This window comes from Microvirga zambiensis WSM3693, assembly GCF_016735695.1.
GTDB classification, from domain to species: domain Bacteria; phylum Pseudomonadota; class Alphaproteobacteria; order Rhizobiales; family Beijerinckiaceae; genus Microvirga; species Microvirga zambiensis.
In genome coordinates, this window is sequence record NZ_JAERQD010000045.1 from 15032 (window position 1) to 34158 (window position 19127).

At 65.1% G+C, this 19127-nt stretch carries 11 protein-coding genes; 5 read left to right on the plus strand and 6 right to left on the minus strand.

Features of this window, described 5'->3' with window-relative positions; genetic code table 11:
* Both aroQ and JKL46_RS25500 read right to left on the minus strand, forming a co-directional pair.
* Window positions 1-468 (minus strand): type II 3-dehydroquinate dehydratase, encoded by a 468-nt coding sequence (aroQ, locus tag JKL46_RS25495; RefSeq protein WP_201838600.1) that lies wholly within the window; start codon window positions 466-468, stop codon window positions 1-3.
* A 241-nt stretch (window positions 469-709) separates the two neighbouring features.
* Complete coding sequence (locus tag JKL46_RS25500; RefSeq protein WP_201838602.1) at window positions 710-1489, minus strand: DsbA family protein; 780 nt, start codon at window positions 1487-1489, stop codon at window positions 710-712.
* Between the two features lie 338 nt (window positions 1490-1827).
* On the opposite strand from JKL46_RS25500, the gene JKL46_RS25505 reads away from it, so the two are divergent.
* On the plus strand, window positions 1828-3009 hold the full coding sequence (locus JKL46_RS25505) for a pyridoxal phosphate-dependent aminotransferase (protein ID WP_201838604.1): 1182 nt from the start codon (window positions 1828-1830) through the stop codon (window positions 3007-3009).
* 570 nt (window positions 3010-3579) lie between these two features.
* On the opposite strand, the gene JKL46_RS25510 is transcribed toward JKL46_RS25505, so the two are convergent.
* Window positions 3580-6330, minus strand: coding sequence for an Rne/Rng family ribonuclease (locus tag JKL46_RS25510; protein WP_201838605.1), 2751 nt, complete (start codon window positions 6328-6330; stop codon window positions 3580-3582).
* 605 nt (window positions 6331-6935) lie between these two features.
* Here JKL46_RS25510 and JKL46_RS25515 point away from each other — a divergent pair.
* The 3 genes from JKL46_RS25515 to prfB all read left to right on the plus strand — a co-directional run bounded on the left by JKL46_RS25515 (window position 6936) and on the right by prfB (window position 12034).
* Window positions 6936-8177, plus strand: coding sequence for an N-acetylmuramoyl-L-alanine amidase (locus JKL46_RS25515; protein WP_201838606.1), 1242 nt, complete (start codon window positions 6936-6938; stop codon window positions 8175-8177).
* Window positions 8178-8286: 109 nt separating this feature from the next.
* Window positions 8287-10737, plus strand: a complete 2451-nt coding sequence (locus tag JKL46_RS25520) for a penicillin-binding protein 1A (RefSeq protein ID WP_201838634.1) — start codon at window positions 8287-8289, stop codon at window positions 10735-10737.
* A 168-nt stretch (window positions 10738-10905) separates the two neighbouring features.
* Window positions 10906-12034, plus strand: a protein-coding gene (gene prfB, locus JKL46_RS25525) for a peptide chain release factor 2 (protein WP_201838607.1) whose coding sequence is annotated in 2 segments (ribosomal slippage) — window positions 10906-10974 and window positions 10976-12034 — 1128 coding nt in all. Because the reading frame shifts where the segments join, the coding sequence is not laid out codon by codon here.
* 98 nt (window positions 12035-12132) lie between these two features.
* Here prfB and JKL46_RS36395 read toward each other — a convergent pair.
* Window positions 12133-13281: a matrixin family metalloprotease gene (locus JKL46_RS36395; RefSeq protein WP_201838608.1), complete on the minus strand. Its 1149-nt coding sequence runs from the start codon at window positions 13279-13281 to the stop codon at window positions 12133-12135.
* Window positions 13282-13370: 89 nt separating this feature from the next.
* Window positions 13371-13838 (minus strand): peroxiredoxin, encoded by a 468-nt coding sequence (locus JKL46_RS25535; protein WP_201838610.1) that lies wholly within the window; start codon window positions 13836-13838, stop codon window positions 13371-13373.
* A 270-nt stretch (window positions 13839-14108) separates the two neighbouring features.
* On the opposite strand from JKL46_RS25535, the gene JKL46_RS25540 reads away from it, so the two are divergent.
* The gene (locus tag JKL46_RS25540; RefSeq protein ID WP_201838611.1) at window positions 14109-17570 is read left to right on the plus strand and encodes a YhdP family protein; all 3462 of its coding nucleotides are present in this window, start codon (window positions 14109-14111) and stop codon (window positions 17568-17570) included.
* 277 nt (window positions 17571-17847) lie between these two features.
* Here JKL46_RS25540 and tyrS read toward each other — a convergent pair whose 3' ends face one another.
* Entirely contained in the window at window positions 17848-19110 is a 1263-nt protein-coding gene (gene tyrS / locus JKL46_RS25545) for a tyrosine--tRNA ligase (RefSeq protein WP_201838612.1), read from the minus strand.
* Window positions 19111-19127 lie beyond the last annotated feature (17 nt).

Below are 19127 nucleotides of genomic sequence, written 5' to 3' on the forward strand. Positions count from 1 at the left end.
CTAGTGCTGGGAGGGTTTCGCCTGACGGGCCCGCTCGGCCATCACCCGGTGAACCGCTTCCAGGCCGAGCAGATAGCTCATGGGCCCGAAACCACAGATCACGCCGACGGAGACGGGCGCTATGAGCGAGCGATGGCGAAAGCCCTCGCGAGCATGAACATTCGAAAGGTGGATCTCGACCGTCGGAGCGCCACTGCCTGAGATGGCGTCGCGCAGCGCGATCGAGGTGTGAGTATAGGCGCCGGCGTTGATGACGATGCCGGCCCCTTGAGTTCCTGCCTCCTGGATCCAGTCGACCAGATGTCCCTCATGGTTCGACTGGCGGAAGGTGATCGCTGTCCCCAGGACCTCGGCCTTCTCGCGCACGAGCTTCTCGACGTCGGCAAGCGTGATGCTGCCATAGATCTGAGGCTCTCTGCGGCCAAGCTGGTTGAGGTTGGGTCCGTTGAGGACGAAGACAGTAGTCATCGGATCAGGAGCATTCCCTGGAGCCCCGTCTGGCGGGGCAGAAACGCCCTCTTAGCCAAAAGGCGGGCAGGGGGGAAGGGGAAAACCAAGGCTTTCCCAAGCTAGGCGGGGTTTCCTCAAGGGCATGAAGATCCAGATCAGCGCTTTTCGTCGTCATGGCCGGGCTTGTCCCGGCCATCCACGTCTTTAAGGACGGCAAAAGACGTGGGTCCCCGGAACGAGTCCGGGATGACGGTGTGCACTACCCGCAGCTCGCCTTGCCGCACTGGCGGACGCTGTCCACCAGCTGCTTCAGCGGGTCGAGGCCGACGGCGCCCGGAATGACGGTCTCGCCGACGATGAAGGCCGGTGTGCCGGTCAGGCTCAGCTTGTCGCCGAGCGCCATGTTTTCCTGAAGCGCATTGCGGATCTCGGGGCTCTCCATGTCCTTCTGCAGGCGGGCCATGTCGAGGCCCATTTCCTTGGCGACAGCCATGGCGCGCTCGCCGTTGACGCGCCCGCGGCTGTCCATGACCTTCACATGGTAGTCGAACAGCTTCTGGCCCGGGAGCTGGTTCTTGACCGCCAGCGCGACGCGGCTCGCCTCCACGGAATCGGGGCCGAGGACGGGGAAGTCCTTCAGAACCACCCGCAGCTTGGGATCGCTCTTCATCAGCGTCTGAACGTCGGAGAGCGCCTTCTTGCAGTAGCCGCAATTGTAATCGAAGAACTCGACCAGGGTGACGTCGCCGGACGGGTTGCCGACCACGTAGGAATGGGCGGCGTTCAGAAGCGACTGCTTCGTTTCCTTGACCGCGCCGGCCTGCGCCACCTGCTGCGCCTCGGCCTGGCGCTTCTCGAGCTCGGCGATGACTTCCGTGAGAACCTCGGGATTCTTCAGGAGATAATCCTTCACGATCTCGCCGATGGCCTGCTTCTGCTGGTCGGTGAAGGTCGCATTCTGCGCCATCGCGGCGGATGCGAAGCCAAGCGTGCCGATGAGGGCTACGGCCTGGCCGAGTTTGAGGAGCGAAGCGCGCATATCCAATCCTTCGAGGAATTCTTCAAGACAAGTCCGGGCCATAACCATGGTTCAAGGCGGAGTTGAGACTCGTCCATATTCTTGCGAGTTAGCGGCTCAAACGGTGCCGCGTCAAATCACGGGTTCGTTTTGCTTGTGCCGCCTGTCATTCCGGGGCGGCCAAAGGCCGAACCCGGAACCCATAACCGCTGAGGATGCAGAAAGAGGCGGCAAGCGTTTCGCGCTCTTGTGAACCGTCAGCGGTTATGGGTTCCGGGCTCGCTTACGCGCCCCGGAATGACAGGGCGGCGCGATCAATCGTCTTGAGACCGTCCCTGCAACGGGATACGAGCCTGTCCATGACCAAATCATCCGCCGATCTCCGTTCGCCCCTCATCGCGCGCCGCATGGAGCGCGTGTCGTCCTTCCTCGCCATGGACGTGCTGAGCGCGGCCGCAGCCAAGGAGCGGCGGGGCGATACCGTCATTCACATGGAGGTCGGCCAGCCCTCGGCGCCTGCGCCTCGCGCGGCCCGGGAGGCGGCCAAGGCCGCCCTCGATCTCGGCCGCATCGGCTATACCGAGGCGCTCGGCATCTCGGCCCTGCGCGAGCGGATCGCCCGCCATTACCGCGAGGCCTACGGGGTGAGCATCGCACCGGAGCGGGTGGTGGTGACGACCGGCTCCTCGGCCGGATTCGTGCTCGCTTTCCTGAGCCTCTTCGATCACGGGCAGCGGGTGGCGATCACGGCGCCGGGCTATCCGGCCTACCGCAACATCCTGGAGGCGCTCGGCATCGAGCCGGTGACGATCCCGCTCGCCAAGGCCGACGGCTGGATCATGACGGCGGAAGCCATCGAAAAGGCCCATGCGGACAAGCCCTTGCACGGCATTCTTGCCATGAGCCCTGCAAATCCCTCGGGCACCATGATCGGGCGCAAGGCCCTCGCCGAACTCGGCGAGACCTGCCGCCGCCTGGGGCTCTGGTTCGTCTCCGACGAGATCTATCACGGCCTGACCTACGGCGAGGCGGCCTCGACGGCCTTGGCGTCCGACGACGATGCCGTCGTGATCAACTCCTTCTCGAAATACTATTGCATGACCGGCTGGCGCATCGGCTGGATCGTGGTGCCGGAACGGCTCGTGCGTCCCATCGAGCGGCTGGCCCAGAACCTCTACATCTCGCCGCCCTATCTCTCGCAGGTGGCGGCACTTGCCGCCTTCGACTCGGCCGAGGAGCTCGAGGCGGTGAAGGAAGGATACGCCAGGAACCGCGCCTATCTGCTGGAGGAGCTGCCGAAGGTCGGCATCACCGAGATGCATCCGGTCGACGGCGCCTTCTACATCTATGCCGACATCGCCCGCTTCACGAACGATTCCATCGGCTTCTCCAAGCGCATGCTGGAGGAGGCGGGCGTCGCCGCGACCCCGGGCCTCGATTTCGATCCCATCGAGGGCTCGCATTACCTGCGCCTGTCATTTGCAGGCTCGGAGAACGATTGCCGCGAGACGGTGGCTCGGCTGAAGGGGTGGTTGAGATAAGTCAGCTCTACATCGTCATGGCCGTCCCCGGACTTGATCCGGGGACCAGGGCCGGGTGATCCACGTCCTTATCGATCTCCAACCCACAAAGACTGGCTCATAATTCATTGAGAGGCGCAGGTGCCTTCTCCCTCCCCCTTGTGGGGAGGGTCGGGGCGGGGTGCGAGCGATAGCCTATGAAGGTTTGGCTCGGGTTCACCTCTCCTTGAGGGAGAGGTCGCGCCGGAGGCGCGGGTGAGGGGTTGCGCCCTCTCCGGATAACGCTCTCCCCCTCACCCTCGCTTTCGCTCGACCTCTCCCCACCGGGGAGAGGTGATGCCTGCGGCAGCCTCAGTGCTGAACTGGAAAAGCGCAGCGCTCACACCCCCACCTCCCACTCCTCCCCACAAGGGGGAGGAGGGTTGCCAGCGCATTATGAGCCAGCCTCTGAGGAGCAGACGCAGTCTGCTCCTCAGGATGAGGTTTGTGTTTTCTGAGACGTGGGTGCCCGCAACAAGTGCGGGCATGACGGCGGAGCATTTGCTGTAAACGAAAATGCCCGGCTTCAAGCCGGGCATTTCTGTGTGAACCTTACGATCCGCTGAGGACCGACTTGGCCTTGGACCACCAGCCGGCGCGCTTCGGGCGCTCCGGGTCGGGCGGGGTCAGGACGACCGCGACCGGCTCGGGTTCGGGAACCACGGGAGCGGGCGGCGGAACGGGCGCTTCGGCCACGGGACGCGCAGGCGTGACGATGGGGTCTTCCACGGTGACCACCGGCGACGCTTCGGTCTCGGCTGCGACGCCGGCCTCCTGCGCGGAAGCGGCCTCATCAGACACGGCCTCGATTTCCGCCTCGGCCTGCTCGGGGGCGACGAAGCCTTCCTCCATGGCGAACTCGACCGTCTCGTCGCGGCCGCGCCCACGACCGCCGCGGCGGCCGCGGCGGCGGCGACGCCCACCGCGCGATTCCTCATCCGACTCGCCGGCCTCGGCCGGAGCCGCCTCCTCGCCGCCGGCTTCGATCTCGGCGTCTTCCTCGTCGGATTCACCTTCGGCCTCGCCGGCCTCGGCGCCATCCTCTGCCTGGTCGCCACCCGCGAACGACTCGCGGTCGCGACCACGGCGCCGGCGACGGCGGCGACGGCGGCGTCCGCCACCATCGCTCTCACCCTGCTCGCCGCGGTCTTCGCCGGCCTGGGCCTCGTCGGCGCTCTCCTCTTCGACGTCGACCTCATCCTCCTCGACGGGCTCGTCGACGGGGGCGATGGCGTCGATCTGGATGCCGGTGGCGATGGACTTGTGCTCGAGCTTGAGGGCGGGATCGCCGCGCTCGATGGCATAGGTCGTGGTGCCGTGCAGGCTCTCGTCCGCGACGATGGAAATCGAAACGCCGAAGCGGGTTTCCAGCTCACGCAGATGCACGCGCTTCTGGTTCAGGATGTAGAACGCCGCCTCCATCCGCGTGCGGACCACGAGGTTGTAGCTCGCATTCTTGATGAGAGTTTCCTCGATCGAGCGCAGCACCTGCAGGGCCACCGACGGCGTCGAGCGCACGAAGCCGGTGCCGGCGCAATGCGGGCAGGGGATCGAAGAGGATTCGAGCACGCCGGTGCGGATGCGCTGGCGCGACATCTCGAGCAGGCCGAAAGGCGAGATGCGGCCGACCTGGATGCGGGCGCGGTCGTTCTTCAGGCACTCGTTCAGCTTCTTCTCGACCGCGCGGTTGTTCCGCTTCTCCTCCATGTCGATGAAGTCGATGACGATGAGGCCGGCGAGATCGCGCAGGCGGAGCTGGCGGGCGATTTCCTCCGACGCTTCGAGGTTCGTGCGAAGCGCCGTGTCCTCGATGTTGTGCTCGCGGGTGGACCGGCCCGAGTTCACGTCGATGGAGACGAGGGCTTCCGTCGGGTTGATGACGAGATAGCCGCCCGACTTCAGCGTCACCACGTTCGAGAACATGGCGTCGAGCTGGGCCTCTATGCCGTATTTCGCGAAGAGCGGCTGCGGCTCGCGGTAAGGCTGGACCAGCTTGGCATGGCTCGGCATGAGCATGCGCATGAAATCCTTGGCCTCGCGGTAGCCCTCCTCACCGGCGACCATCACGTCGTCGATGTCCTTGTTGTAGAGGTCGCGGATGGCGCGCTTGATGAGCGAACCTTCCTCGTAGACGAGGGCGGGGGCGGCGGAATTGAGAGTCAGCTCGCGCACGCTCTCCCACAGGCGCATCAGGTATTCGTAGTCGCGCTTGATCTCGGGCTTGGTGCGGGAGGCGCCGGCCGTGCGCAGGATGATGCCCATTCCCTCGGGCACCTCCAGCTCCTGGGCGATTTCCTTCAGGCGCTTGCGGTCGGCCGCATTGGTGATCTTGCGCGAAATGCCGCCGCCCCGGCCCGTGTTGGGCATGAGCACCGAATAGCGGCCGGCGAGCGAGAGATAGGTGGTGAGCGCCGCGCCCTTGTTGCCGCGCTCTTCCTTGACGACCTGGACCAGCAGGATCTGGCGGCGCTTGATGACTTCCTGGATCTTGTACTGCTTGCGCGGGGTGCGCCGGCGCTGGGGAAGATCCTCGATGGCATCGTCGCCGCCGAGCTGTTCGACGATCTCGTGCTCTTCGAGGTCCTGATCGTCTTCGTCCTCGCCGTCCTCGTCCTCGTCTTCGGCTTCCGTGTCGCCCTCGGGGGCGCGGGCTTCGGCTGCATCTGCAGTCTCTTCGCCCTGCGCCGGCGCCTCGGCGGGTGCCGGCTCCACATGCGCCGAGCCCTCGACCGCCTCGACGGCAGCCTCTTCGGCGTTCTCGCCGGGAGCGGTATCCTCGGCCATCACCAGGGCGACGGCCTCAGCCGCCTCGGCAGCGGCCGCCTCGCTCTCGTCGCCCGTAGTCTCGGGGATATCGGAGACTTCGCCTTCGGGAGCCGCCGCTACGTTTTCTCCGGTTCCGGCCTCGGCCTCGGTCGAGACGATCGTCTCGTCGCTCTCGGCGCGGCGCTGCGAGGACCGGCGACGGCCGCGGCCGCGGCTGCGGCGCTCCTCCTCCTGCTCCTCCTCGCGCTGGGCTTCGGCCTCGGCCTCGAGCAGAGCCTGCCGGTCGGCGACCGGGATCTGATAGTAATCGGGATGGATTTCGCTGAAGGCGAGGAACCCGTGGCGGTTTCCGCCGTATTCCACGAAGGCCGCCTGGAGCGACGGTTCGACCCGGGTGACCTTGGCGAGATAGATATTCCCGCGCAGTTGCTTCCGGTTAGCGGATTCGAAGTCGAATTCTTCGACCTTCTGACCACGCACCACCACGACCCGGGTTTCTTCCGGGTGTGAGGCATCGATGAGCATCTTGTTTGCCATGTTGAACTCTCGACATGGCGATCGAGGGCAGGACCTGAGGCAGCGGCCGCATTGTGGGCGGAGTGGCACGCCGCAAACGAAGGCGACGGGCTGAGATTGCGTTCGGAGTGCTGTCGATCGCCATCATGCGCCGCCGCTTTGGGGCGCATTCTGGGTTGAATTGGGCCGGCTTTGAGCCGGAAAGGGTGGTGCAGGAGCGTGCGCGAGAAGAAACGCGCGATTCGAACGGTGCAGAAACGAAGGTCAAAGCTGACTTCGCGTGCGCAACCATTCGACACGGCCCTTTCGTAGATATCGATGAGCCGGAAACCGGTCATCGGCGAGTGGCGACAAGCGTCGCCATATGGTCCTGTCCGTGTGCCTGTCGAGGGTGACGGGTTCCGTGAGGATCGGTCAACACAACCGTCTCCTCGGATCCGCCGTCAGATTCGGCCATGCCGGACGGGATCAAGATCATTACAGATCGATTGGGGCATTTGGCAAGATCCTCTGTCACTGTGCCATGAATGCAACAGAGTCTCAGGATCATCCCATGCGACGTGAGGTTCCGTTAACCAAAGCTGTCTATTCGGTATAGGAAGGACGCACGAATCCGGCGATCTGCAATGCCCTTCTTCTCCTTTGTCCGCCTCGTCAGCGCATGCATCGTGGCCATCGTCATGGCCGCGGGGATCGAGCGCGCCTGGGCTGTAGACGGGGCGAAACCTGGGACCCCGACGATCGCCGCCGCCGCCGCCGTCGAGACGGAGGGCAGCAAGACACGCTTCAAGGTCACTCTGTCGAAGCCTGTGACGGCGCAGGTCTCCGTCATGGAGCGCCCGGATCGTGTCATCATCGACCTGCCGGAGGTCGCCTTCCACCTGCCGGCCGAGTCGGGGCGCGGCAGGGAGGGGCTGATCGCCTCCTATCGCTATGGCCTCTTCGCGCCGGGCCGCTCCCGGGTGGTGATGGAGCTCACCCAGCCGGCCGTCGTCTCCGGCATGACCACCGCGCCCGATGCGACCGGAGCCGCGTCGATCCTGACCATCGAGCTCTCCCGCGCCGATCGCGAGGAATTCCGCAAGGCGGCCGTTGAAAGCTCGGCCGCTGCGAAGGAAGCCTCGGCCGCACCTGTCGTCCAGGAAACCAAGGATTCCCGGCCGGTGATCATGATCGACGCCGGCCATGGCGGCATCGACCCGGGCGCGGCGGGCTCCGGCAACGTGGTCGAAAAGGATCTCGTGCTCTCCTTCGCCCAGCGGCTGAAGAAGAAACTCGAGGAGAACGGCCGCTACAAGATCGTGATGACCCGCGATCAGGATGTGTTCGTCTCCCTTGGGGACCGGGTGCGCGCGGCACGCGCCGCCCAGGCCGATCTTTTCATTTCGGTCCATGCGGATTCGATCGCCGGCGGGCAGGAGGTGAGGGGCCTGACGGTCTATACCGGCTCCGAGCGGGCCTCCGACGCCGATTCCGCCAGGCTTGCCGACCGCGAGAACAAGGCCGACGCGGTGGCCGGCGTCGAATCGGGCGACATGCCCGACGACGTGTCCGACATCCTGATGGAACTGACCATGCGGGAAACGCGGGGCTTTTCCCACAGCTTCGCCAGCCGCCTGGTCGGGGAGTTCGATTCCGTCGCCCGCTTGAACAAGAACCCGCACCGGCAGGCGCGTTTCCAGGTGCTGCGGGCCCACGACGTCCCCTCCGTGCTGGTCGAGCTTGGCTATCTTTCGAGCCAGAAGGACCTCGACCTGTTGATGTCCGAGGAATGGCGGGCCAAGATGGTCTCGGCGATGTCCGTTGCCGTCGACCGGTTCTTCGCCGCGCGGTTTGCCCGCAGGGGCGCCGCCGCAGTTTTACCATAGATAGAGTGTGGATACCCGTAGCGGGGGCGCGATTCATCGGGTAACGAGGGTCCGCGTTTCAAGATCTGCATAAACAGGCGCCACGGGCGCCGTCATGGAACACCCACGGATGCGCTTCGTCCTACGATTTTTCGGCTTCCTCTTCAGCGTCGGAGCGATCTTCTTCCTGATCGGCGCCGTTGGGCTGGCCTATGGATTCTGGTTCTACTCGAAGGATCTGCCGGATCACGCCCAGCTCGCCAATTACGAGCCGCCGGTGATGACCCGCATCCATGCCGCGGACGGCAGCCTGATCGCCGAATATGCCCGCGAGCGCCGGCTCTACGTGCCGATCGACTCCGTGCCCAAGCTCGTGATCGGGGCCTTCCTCTCCGCCGAGGATAAGAATTTCTACAAGCATCCGGGCATCGATCCCGAGGGTCTGGTGCGCGCCGTCGTGGTCAATCTGCGCTCCGGCGGGTCCCGCGAGCAGGGCGCGTCCACGATCACCCAGCAGGTCGCCAAGAACTTCCTCGTCGGCAACGAGCGCAGCTACGAGCGCAAGATCCGCGAGGCGCTGATCGCGCTGCGGATGGAATCGACCTTCTCCAAGGACAAGATCCTGGAGCTCTATCTCAACGAGATCTTCCTCGGCACCCTGACGCCCGGCCGCAACCTGCATGGCATCGCTGCCGCCGCGCTCGACTATTTCGGCAAGTCGATCCACGAATTGACCATTGCCGAGGCCGCCTATATCGCCGCTCTGCCCAAGGGGCCGAACAACTACCATCCCTTCCGCCAGCGCAAGGCCGCCATCGAGCGCCGCAATTGGGTGATCGAGCGCATGGCCGCCAACGGCTATATCTCGAAGGAGGAGGCGGATGCGGCGGTGAAGGAGCCGCTCAACGTCAAGCCGAGGGTGGTCTCCCCGAACAGCATCGCCTCCGGCTATTTCGCCGAGGGCGTGCGCCGCGACATCGCCGAGCGCTACGGCGAGGAAACCCTCTACGAGGGCGGCCTGCTGATCCGCTCGACCCTCGACCCGAAGATGCAGGCCATGGCCCGCAAGGCGCTGGTGGACGGTCTCGTGCGCTTCGACGAGGCGCGCGGCTGGCGCGGCGCGCATCAGAAGATCGACCTTGCCGGCCGCGAATGGGGCCTGGCTCTCGCAGAAGTGCCGGCGATGGGCGACGTGCAGCCCTGGCGTCTTGCCGTCGTGCTCGAGGTCGCGCGCGGACAGGCCAAAATCGGCCTGCAGCCCCGCCGCGAAGCGTCCGGCCAGATGGTCAAGGACCGCGAGACCGGCACGGTGACCGCCGATGGCGTGAAATGGACCCGCCGCCCGGTCGAGCGTTCCGTTAACGTCGGCGACGTGGTCTTCGTGGAACCCATGGCCGACAAGCCGGGCCAGTTCCGCCTCCGCCAGATCCCGGAAATCTCCGGCGCCATCGTGGCCATGGACCCGAATACGGGCCGCGTCCACGCCATGGTCGGCGGCTTCTCCTACGATCAGAGCGAGTTCAACCGCGCGATCCAGGCCATGCGCCAGCCGGGCTCCTCGTTCAAGCCGATCGTCTATGCGACCGCGCTCGACAACGGCTATACGCCTTCGAGCACGATCATGGACTCGCCCTTCGTCCTCGACATGGGCCCGGGCCAGGCCGCATGGGCGCCATCGAACTACGACGGCAAGGCCGGTGGTCTGCGCACCCTGCGCTACGGCGTCGAGCATTCCAAGAACCTGATGACGGTCCGCCTCGCCAACGAGGTCGGCATGCCGGCGATCTCGGAATATGCCCGCCGCTTCGGCGTTTATGACGACCTGCTGCCGCTGCTCTCCATGTCGCTCGGCGCCGGCGAGACCACGGTGATGCGCATGACGGCGGCCTATTCCATGTTCGCCAACGGCGGACGCCGCATCCGGCCGACCCTGATCGACCAGATCCAGGACAGAAACGGCCGCACGCTTTATCGTCACGACGATCGCAAATGCACCACCTGCAATGCCGAGAAGTGGGATGGAGGCGCAGCGCCCAAGCTCACCGAGACCCGGGAGCAGGTGATCGATCCGCTCACCGCCTATCAGGTCACCTCGATCCTCGAAGGCGTGGTCCAGCGCGGCACGGCACAGTCGGTCAAGGCGGTCGGCAAGCCGCTCGCCGGCAAGACCGGCACCACCAACGACGCCAAGGACGTGTGGTTCGTCGGCTTCTCGCCCGATCTCGCGGTCGGCGTCTTCCTCGGCTACGACCAGCCGAAGTCGCTCGGCAACGCGGCGACGGCTGGCCAATACGCCGCGCCGGTGTTCCGCGACTTCATGCAGATGGCGCTCAAGGACAAGCCCGCGACGCCGTTCCGTGTGCCTGCCGGCATCAAGCTGATCCGCGTCAGCGCCTCTTCCGGCACCCGCGCCGGCGGCGAGGGCGGCGGAACGATCCTCGAAGCCTTCAAGCCGGGGCAGGCGCCGCCTGAATACGTGCCGCCGGAGCCCGCGGACGATGGCCCGCAGGCCGAATACACGCCGGCTCCGCCTCCGGGCGCCCAGCGGGCCGTGGGCGTGGGGCCGAGCGGATTGTATTGACCGGTCCCGCCACCATATAGAAACCGCTTCTCACACAACGAAAACGGGTTGTCCTTCGGCTGCTCTTCAGTCGTAGGCAATCCGTTGGTTTTGAGGTGAGGGCGCCTTTACATGATGCAGGGCTCCCCGTAAGAGCCGTTCACCACACGCACGGACAGCAAAGAAACGATGCGCGCCGAAATCCAGCACCTCGTAGAAGAGACCAAGCAGTCAGTCGGGCTGCTGAGGAGGCATCTTTGACTGGGATACCGCCCAGAGACGCCTCGCGGAACTGAACGCCCAGGCTGAAGACCCCAACCTTTGGAACGATGCCGACGCCGCGCAGAAGATCATGCGCGAGCGCACCTCGCTCGAGGATCAGATCTCGGCCGTGAAGCGCCTCGAGCAGGAGCTCGAGGATGCCATCACCCTGATCGATCTCGGCGAAGCTGAAGGTGACGAGGGCACGATCTCGGAGGGCGAGGAGGCCATCCGCAACCTTCAGGCCGAGGCCGCGCGCCGCCAGGTCGAGACCCTGCTCTCCGGCGAGGCGGATGCCAACGACACCTATGTCGAAGTGCATTCGGGCGCCGGCGGCACGGAAAGCCAGGACTGGGCCAACATGCTCCAGCGCATGTATGCCCGCTGGGCCGAGCGCCGGAAGTACAAGGTCGAGCTTCTCGAGATCACCGACGGCGAAGAGGCCGGCATCAAGAGCGCCACGCTCCTGATCAAGGGCGTCAACGCCTATGGCTGGCTCAAGACGGAATCGGGCGTGCACCGCCTCGTGCGCATCTCGCCCTACGATTCGAACGCCCGCCGCCACACGAGCTTCGCCTCGGTCTGGGTCTATCCGGTGGTCGATGACCGCATCAACATCGAGATCAAGGAATCCGACTGCCGGATCGACACGTTCCGCTCCTCGGGCGCCGGCGGCCAGCACGTGAACACCACGGACTCGGCCGTGCGCATCACCCATATCCCGAGCGGCATCGTGGTGGCCTGCCAGCAGGAGCGCTCCCAGCACAAGAACCGGGCCACCGCCTGGAACATGCTGCGCGCCCGCCTCTACGAGGCCGAGCTGAAGAAGCGCGAGGAGAAGGCCAACGCGGAGGCCGCCGCCAAGACCGATATCGGCTGGGGCCACCAGATCCGCTCCTACGTGCTGCAGCCCTACCAGATGGTGAAGGACCTGCGCACCGGCGCCCAATCCACGAGCCCGCAGGACGTGCTCGACGGCGACCTCGACCCCTTCATGGAAGCCTCGCTCGCCCAGCGCGTCTATGGCGGCGACGCCGAGGTCGAGGATATCGACTAAGCAAGCAAACGAGCGATGCGTGCCGGTAGTGCGCGTCGCTCCAATTTATGACGCATCATGCGGAAGAGTGGACCCAGTTTTCAGCGCTCATCGATGCGTTAGACGACGAAGAAGTCGGACGCGCCGATCTTGGCCGCGCCAAGGATTTTGGCGAAGCAGAGGGCCGCAGCGGGGCCCGAGCCGTCCCGGTCGTAATAGGCGGCGCGCGCACCATCGTTGTCGAAGATGATCCTGTCGTCGGCGTCCAAGGCAGCCGGCCCGTCGACGAACATCGCGTCGCTGAGCTGACCCTTTGGGATCGCCCCGAAGATCTTTTGCGACAGGACGATCCTGTCCGTGTCCACCTCGTTGTCGAAGTCCAGGATCCTGTCGACATTCGCACCGGATTTGAGCCAGGTGTCGAAGGTGAACCGGTCGTTGCCGTCACCTCCGCTCAGCAGATCGCGGCCTGTGCCTCCGGACAGGATGTCGTCGCCGCCGAAGCCGTAGAGCCTGTCGTTGCCGGCATCCCCCTTGGTCACATCCTTGACCGCGACCCCGTAGATGATGTCGGCCTTGCTCTTGCCGGTCTGCGACAGAATTTGCTTCGACTGGTTCCAGTGCCATTTGCCGACCTGGCGGCCGTCCTGCGAAGGATCGCCGTAGAGCGCCTGGATCGCCTGCAGATCGAGCGGTCCGAGATGGACCGGCCCCATGTCGGCATCGCCGCCCGTGTAGCTCATCACGGTGTTTTCGACCTTGTCGAGATCCGAAGCCAGCAGCTGCTTGTTGTGGTCCATCCTGTGAAAAGGATGCTTGAGGCCGAGCGCGTGGCCGATCTCATGCAGGAGCACGTAGAGCTTGTAGTTCGCGTTCTCCCGGATCTCGCTGCTGTAGAGGCTGTTCAGGTAGACGTTCCCTCCGGACGTATCCCGGACCCTGTCGTCCGCATTCCCGGCGCGGTTGCGGCTCAATTCGGGAAACTCCGCCCAGGCGACGGCCGAGTCCCACGTTTCCTGCCACTGGAACTTCAGCTCGGCGTCATGCCCTTTGACCTCGATGAACCGGACGCCGCTGGCATCCCCCCACATCTTCAAGGCCTTCCGCGCAACCTCCCTGTCGGAACTGCTGAACCGCGACCAGTCCCAGAACATGTCGAGCGCAGGCGGATTGAACGTGTAGGTGAGGAATACCGGCTTTTGCGTGCTGCCGAGGGTGGGGAGCGCATTCCAGCTCTGGCCGGAGAGAATAGCTTTGTAATCCGGCATCCGTCTGAGCTCTGGTCCGATCAAGGGTTACGCAACGGACGGAAACCGTAAAACGTTGCGGCGCCTGGCGGCAAGAGCTCTTTCGGCTATCAGGGCAGAGCTTTCGCCGCGGCCAGCACCTCCTCCGCGTGTCCCTCGACCTTCACCTTGTTCCAGACCCTGGCGATGGTGCCGTCGCGGTCGATCAGCACGGTCGTGCGTTCGACGCCCATGTATTTGCGGCCGTACATGCTCTTCTCGACCCAGACGCCGTAGGCTTGCAGCATCTGCGTCGCCTCGTCCGAGGCGAGGGCGAAGTCGAGGGCGTATTTCGCCCGGAACTTGTCGTGGCTCTTGAGGCTGTCGGGGGACACCCCGACGATCTCCGTGTCGGCAGCGGCGAAGTCCTTTTTCAAGGCCTGGAACGCCTGGGCTTCCAGGGTGCAGCCGCTGGTATCGTCCTTGGGGTAGAAATACAGCACGACATTTCGGCCTTTAAGGGCTTCGAGGCCGATCTCCCGACCATCTGTCGCAGGCAGCGAGAAGGCCGGGGCCGGGGATCCGATGCTAAGAGACATGAGTCGCCTTCCTTTCGGCGGAATGTACTGTTTGGAAACCTTTAGGACATCGGATCCAAAAGTGGACTCCGTTTTTGGGATCGATCCTATGCTCAATCGAAAAGCGGCGTGCCGTTCGGCCCGGAAAACCGGGGCCGTTTTCCCGAACCAAGTGCACAGGTGCACGAAAGCGGCGGGAGCAGTCGCGAGAGGCGCCGGACACGGCTAAGGTCTCTCCTCTGATTCCTCGATTGATCTTAGCGCAAGAACCGGATTGTCTGACGTCATAGAATGAAACGGCCATTTCTGACCACGTTGTTCCGGCGAGACCCGGTCAAACGAAGCCTGCTCAGGCGCGTGCTGCGTGGCACTCTGTATGTGAAACTTGGCCTTCTGATCCTCGTGGCGGTGGCGCTCGGGCTGTTCTATCTGCGCCTGTCGGCCGCCCCCATGACCTTCGGGCGCCTGCCCGAGCGGGTGGCCGAGGCGTTGGCCGAGCGGATCGGCCCCGGCTGGAACGTAACGCTGCGGAATACGGCCATCGAGCTCTATGACGGCTCGCCGGCCCTGCGCGCGAACGGCCTCGACATCCGGGCTCCGGGCGGAGATCTCGTCCTGCGGGCGCCCTATGCCATCCTCAGCGTCGACCTGACCTCTCTGCTGACGGCCAATCTTCAGCCGAAAGCCATCGAGGTGCGGGACCTGCAGTTGCGTGTCCTCGTCAACCGGGACGGTTCACTGACCTTTTCGCCCGTGGCGGCGGAGCCGGAGGCGGCCGCGCCCCCGCCCGTTATGACGACGCCCTCCAAGGAGGCGGCGGCTTCGCTCGCCCGCGATGGCCACGGGCCGTCGCCCGTCTCGGGCGCCATCGGCTCGCTGCTCGAACTGATCGTCGGTCCGTCGAGCGTTCTCAGCTCGCTCGGTCAGGCCCAGCTGACCAATGCGCGCCTCGTCTTCATCGATGCGGACGGGCGCGAGCGGGCTCGGTTCCAGCGCGTGGACGCCGCATTCGACTGGGCGGAGAACGGCGGCCGCCAGTTCGCGGCGACGGTGGAGGGGGATCAGGGTCCCTGGCAGCTGAACGGCGACGTGATCGCGCAAGGCAAGGATTCGTACCGTGCGAGCGTCACGGCCGAAGCCGCGCCGATCAAGGACATCCTGCTGCTGGCCGGGTCGTCCGAACTGCCCGCGACCACGGATATCGAATTCTCCGGACGCTTCGACATCGCCTTCGCGGACGGGCGCATCACGGAGCTGAAGACGCGGCTCGAGAGCAATGCCGGCACGCTCCAGATCGACGACAAGGATACCTCGCCTTTCCCGGTGGAGCACGCCACCATCGAAGCCCATTGGGACGAGGCCGGAAAGGCGCTAGCGCTCGAATCCCTCGAAGTGAAGGGGGGCGATACCCAGTTTCGCCTCCAGGGCCGCCTGTCGATGCCCAACGGAAACAATCCCTGGCGCATGTCCCTCAGCGGCCGCGACGCCGTCTGGTCGGGGGCAGCCGCCGGCGACAAGCCGCTCCGTGTGAGCGATTTCTCCGCCGACCTGTCGGGCCCCGACGGGGTCAGGATCAACAACATCACCTTGAAGGGACCGGACCTGTCGGCCCGCATCAGCGGCATCTTGGGCGCCAGCGCGGACCCGAAGGGGCTGCATCTCGATGTGCAGGCGGAAAAGACAGACCTCCGCTCGGCCCTGCGCATCTGGCCCGAAGCCGTGGCGCCGCCGGTGAGGCGGTATCTGGCTTCGAACCTTAAGGGAGGCACGCTCGAATCCATCAATCTCAAGGTGGCGATGACGGGCGCGGATATCGAGAAGGCCGTCCATGGCGGTCCGACGCCGGACGATTCTCTCAAGATCGATTTCGCTGTGTCGAAAGGCGTGCTCCAGGTCGATGCGGGGATTCCGCCGATCTCGAACATGGATGTGGCGGGCCAGGTGACGGGCACCAAGGTGTCTCTTCGTGCCCCTTCGGGATTCGTCCAGATGGCGGGCAACCGCTCGCTCAACGCTTCCGACGGCACCTTCGCGCTGGACAATTACTGGGACGACAATGCCGTCGCGCGCATCGATTTCCGCCTCACGGGGGGCGCCGACGGGTTGGGCGCCCTGCTGCTGGAGCCGCGCATCAAGGAGATCGCCGGGTTCAACATCGATCCGGCCACCATGAAGGGCAAAACGGATCTGCGTGTCGGCATCGGCCTGCCGGTCGAGAACATCCCGGCCTTCGTCGACCTGCCGCTGAAGGTTACCGGCACGGTCAGCGATTTCGGCGTCGACAAGTTCTTCGGGAAGGACCGCCTGGAAGGCGCCAATCTGTCGATCGCCTATGACAAAGGCGATCTCGCCGTAAAGGGCGACGGCAAGCTGGCAGGAAGCACCGCCGTCATCGATCTGCACAAGAACCGCCAGGGCGGGCAGGCCAGCGTGGCCTTCTCCCTCGACGAGGCGGCGCGCAACAGGCGCGGCCTGTCCTTCGGCTCGCAGCTGACCGGCACCATCGGCCTGAAAGCCAGCCTGCCGCTCGGCGAGGCGGCGCCTTCCATCATTCTTGTCGAAGCCGATCTCGCCAGGGCCGGAATCGATCAGCTCATCCCGGGCTGGGTGAAGCCGGTCGGCAGACCCGGCAAGCTCAGTTTCACCCTCGCGGACGGTCCCGCGAACGAGATCCGCGAGCTTCAGCTCGACAGCGGCCCGGTTCAGCTGCGCGGGAATGCGGTTCTTTCGAGCGAGGGCAGTCTGGAGAAGGCCGAGCTTACCACCTTCAAGCTCTCGCCCGGTGACGACATGAAGGCGCAGATCGAGCGCGCCAGCAACGTCTACAAGGTGACGATCCGCGGCAATGTCGGCGATGCGCGGCCCTTCATGAAGGGCGCAGGCACGCCGACCGCTTCCCCGGCCCGCGGCGGCACCGCCGCGAAGGAAAGCAAGGATTTCGACCTCGACCTGAGCCTCAACATCCTGACGGGCTACAACGAGGAGGCAATCACCAACGCTTCCGTCAAGGCCTCCATGCGCAAGGAGAACCTGCGCCAGCTCGACATGAAGGGGCGCCTCGGCGCCACCGACATCCTCGGCAAGACCATGCCGGATACGAGCGGACGCCCGGTGGTGATCATCCAGGCGGACGATGCCGGGTCCCTTCTGCGCTTCACCGACATCTACAAGCGGCTGTCGCGCGGCGATCTCATCCTGCAGCTCGGCACCGGCGACGGGCCGCAGGAGGGGCATGTGATCCTGCGCTCCTTCGCGCTGATCAACGAACCGGCCCTGCGCCGGATCATCCCGACCCAGACCCAGATCGTCGCCGGGCAGGACAAGTTCGGCAAGCCGCAGATGGTCCGCGTGGACGTGAACGAGGTCCAGTTCACGAAGGCGCGCTTCGAGTTCACGCGCTCGGCCGGCCGGCTCGACTTCAAGGATGCCGCCATCTGGGGCAACCAGATCGGGTTCACGCTCGGCGGCTTCATCGATTATGCGCGGGACAAGCTCGACATTACCGGCACCTTCGTCCCGGCCTATGGGCTCAACAACGTATTCGCCCAGGTGCCGCTGTTCGGGCCGCTGCTTGGCGGAAGCCAGTATGAGGGATTGTTCGCGGTCAATTTCCGCCTGAACGGGCAGGCGAGCTCGCCGTCTCTGACGGTCAATCCGCTCTCGGCGGTGGCACCGGGCTTCCTGCGCAAGCTGTTCGGTGCTGGGGGAGGGGAACCGCAGACAGGATCGCTGCCGACGGTTCCCGAACGCTGAGGTTTCCGGGTCGTGGCTCAGTTTGCGTTCTGGTGGGGGCCGGCACACCGTCATTCCGGGGCCGCGCAGCGGAACCCGACCCGAAGGGCCGCGCCGCAGGCGTGGAAACCCATAGCCACGACGGCTCAAGAGAGAGGTGAGCAGCGTTGCGCTGCTTTCTTCAAGGCTGGCGGTTATGGGTTTCCCCGCCTGCGGCGTGGCCCTTCGGGTCGGGCTCGCCTACGGCGCCCCGGAATGACGGGACAGAGCCAATCTTAAGTCACTACCGAAGAATGCTTCAGACCGAACGCAGCAGAACGTGCTTCTTCTTGCCGAACGACAGCTTGATCACGCCCTCGGCGGTCACGTCGGACAGGCTCAATGAGCCGCGCTCGTCCGAGACCGTCTGGTCGTTCACCCTCAATCCACCGCTCTTGATCTGCCGGCGCGCCTCGCTCGATGACGGCACGAGCTTCGCGTAGTCCGGCCCGAAGGCCGCGAGCACGCCGAGGCCGGCCTTGAGGACATCGGAGGCGATCTCGATGGTGGGCAGGCTTTCCGCCAGCGTGCCCTGCTCGAAGGTTTTCCGCGCGGTGTCCGCTGCCAGTTCCGCTGCCTCGCGGCCATGAAGGAGGGCGGTCGCTTCGGTCGCGAGAACCTTCTTGGCCTCGTTGATACCGGCACCTGCCAGCGCCTCGAGCCGGGCGATCTCGTCCATGGGCAGGATCGTGAAGAGCTTGAGGAAGCGGCCCACATCCGCGTCCTCGGTGTTGCGCCAGAACTGCCAGTAATCGTAGGGGCTCAGCATGTCGGCATTGAGCCAGACCGCGCCGGAGGCGGTCTTGCCCATCTTGGCGCCGGAGGCGGTGGTGAGCAGCGGGCAGGTGACGGCGTAGAGCTGCGGCGTGCCGAGGCGGCGGCCGAGATCGATGCCGTTGACGATGTTGCCCCACTGGTCCGAGCCGCCCATCTGCAGCACGCAGCCATAGCGCTTGTTGAGCTCCACGAAATCGTAGGCCTGGAGGATCATGTAGTTGAATTCCAGGAACGACAGCTCGTGCTCCCGGTCGAGGCGCAGCTTCACGCTGTCGAAGGACAGCATGCGGTTGACCGAGAAGTGGCGGCCCACATCGCGCAGGAACTCGATGTAGTTGAGCTTGGTCAGCCACTCGGCATTGTCCGCCATCATGGCATCGATCTTGCCGTCGCCGAACGTGATGAAGCGCGAGAACACCGTCCTGATGCTCTCCTTGTTGGCCTCGATCTGCTCGACGGTGAGAAGCTTGCGGCTTTCGTCCTTGCCGGACGGGTCGCCCACCCGGGTGGTGCCGCCGCCCATGAGGGTGATCGGCTTGCCGGCGCCGGTCTTCTGCAGCCAGTGCAGCATCATGATGGAGAGCAGGTGTCCCACATGGAGAGACGGCCCCGTGCAGTCGTAGCCCACATAGGTGGTGAGCCGATTCTCCAGCGCGGCGGCATCGATGCCCTCGAAATCGGAGGTCTGGTGGATGAAGCCGCGCTCGGTGAGCACCTTCAGAAATTCGGATTTCGGCGCGTTCATCGCGTCTCTCTCATGGT

Excerpts from the sequence above, each read along its gene's own strand:
- JKL46_RS25540 (WP_201838611.1), top strand. The coding sequence starts at position 14,109 with ATGAAACGGCCATTTCTGACCACGTTGTTCCGGCGAGACCCGGTCAAA.
- JKL46_RS25520 (WP_201838634.1), top strand. The coding sequence starts at position 8,287 with ATGCGCTTCGTCCTACGATTTTTCGGCTTCCTCTTCAGCGTCGGAGCG.
- JKL46_RS25510 (WP_201838605.1), bottom strand. The coding sequence starts at position 6,330 with ATGGCAAACAAGATGCTCATCGATGCCTCACACCCGGAAGAAACCCGG.
- JKL46_RS25515 (WP_201838606.1), top strand. The coding sequence starts at position 6,936 with ATGCCCTTCTTCTCCTTTGTCCGCCTCGTCAGCGCATGCATCGTGGCC.
- JKL46_RS25500 (WP_201838602.1), bottom strand. The coding sequence starts at position 1,489 with ATGCGCGCTTCGCTCCTCAAACTCGGCCAGGCCGTAGCCCTCATCGGC.
- JKL46_RS25535 (WP_201838610.1), bottom strand. The coding sequence starts at position 13,838 with ATGTCTCTTAGCATCGGATCCCCGGCCCCGGCCTTCTCGCTGCCTGCG.
- tyrS (WP_201838612.1), bottom strand. The coding sequence starts at position 19,110 with ATGAACGCGCCGAAATCCGAATTTCTGAAGGTGCTCACCGAGCGCGGC.
- JKL46_RS25505 (WP_201838604.1), top strand. The coding sequence starts at position 1,828 with ATGACCAAATCATCCGCCGATCTCCGTTCGCCCCTCATCGCGCGCCGC.
- JKL46_RS36395 (WP_201838608.1), bottom strand. The coding sequence starts at position 13,281 with ATGCCGGATTACAAAGCTATTCTCTCCGGCCAGAGCTGGAATGCGCTC.
- aroQ (WP_201838600.1), bottom strand. The coding sequence starts at position 468 with ATGACTACTGTCTTCGTCCTCAACGGACCCAACCTCAACCAGCTTGGC.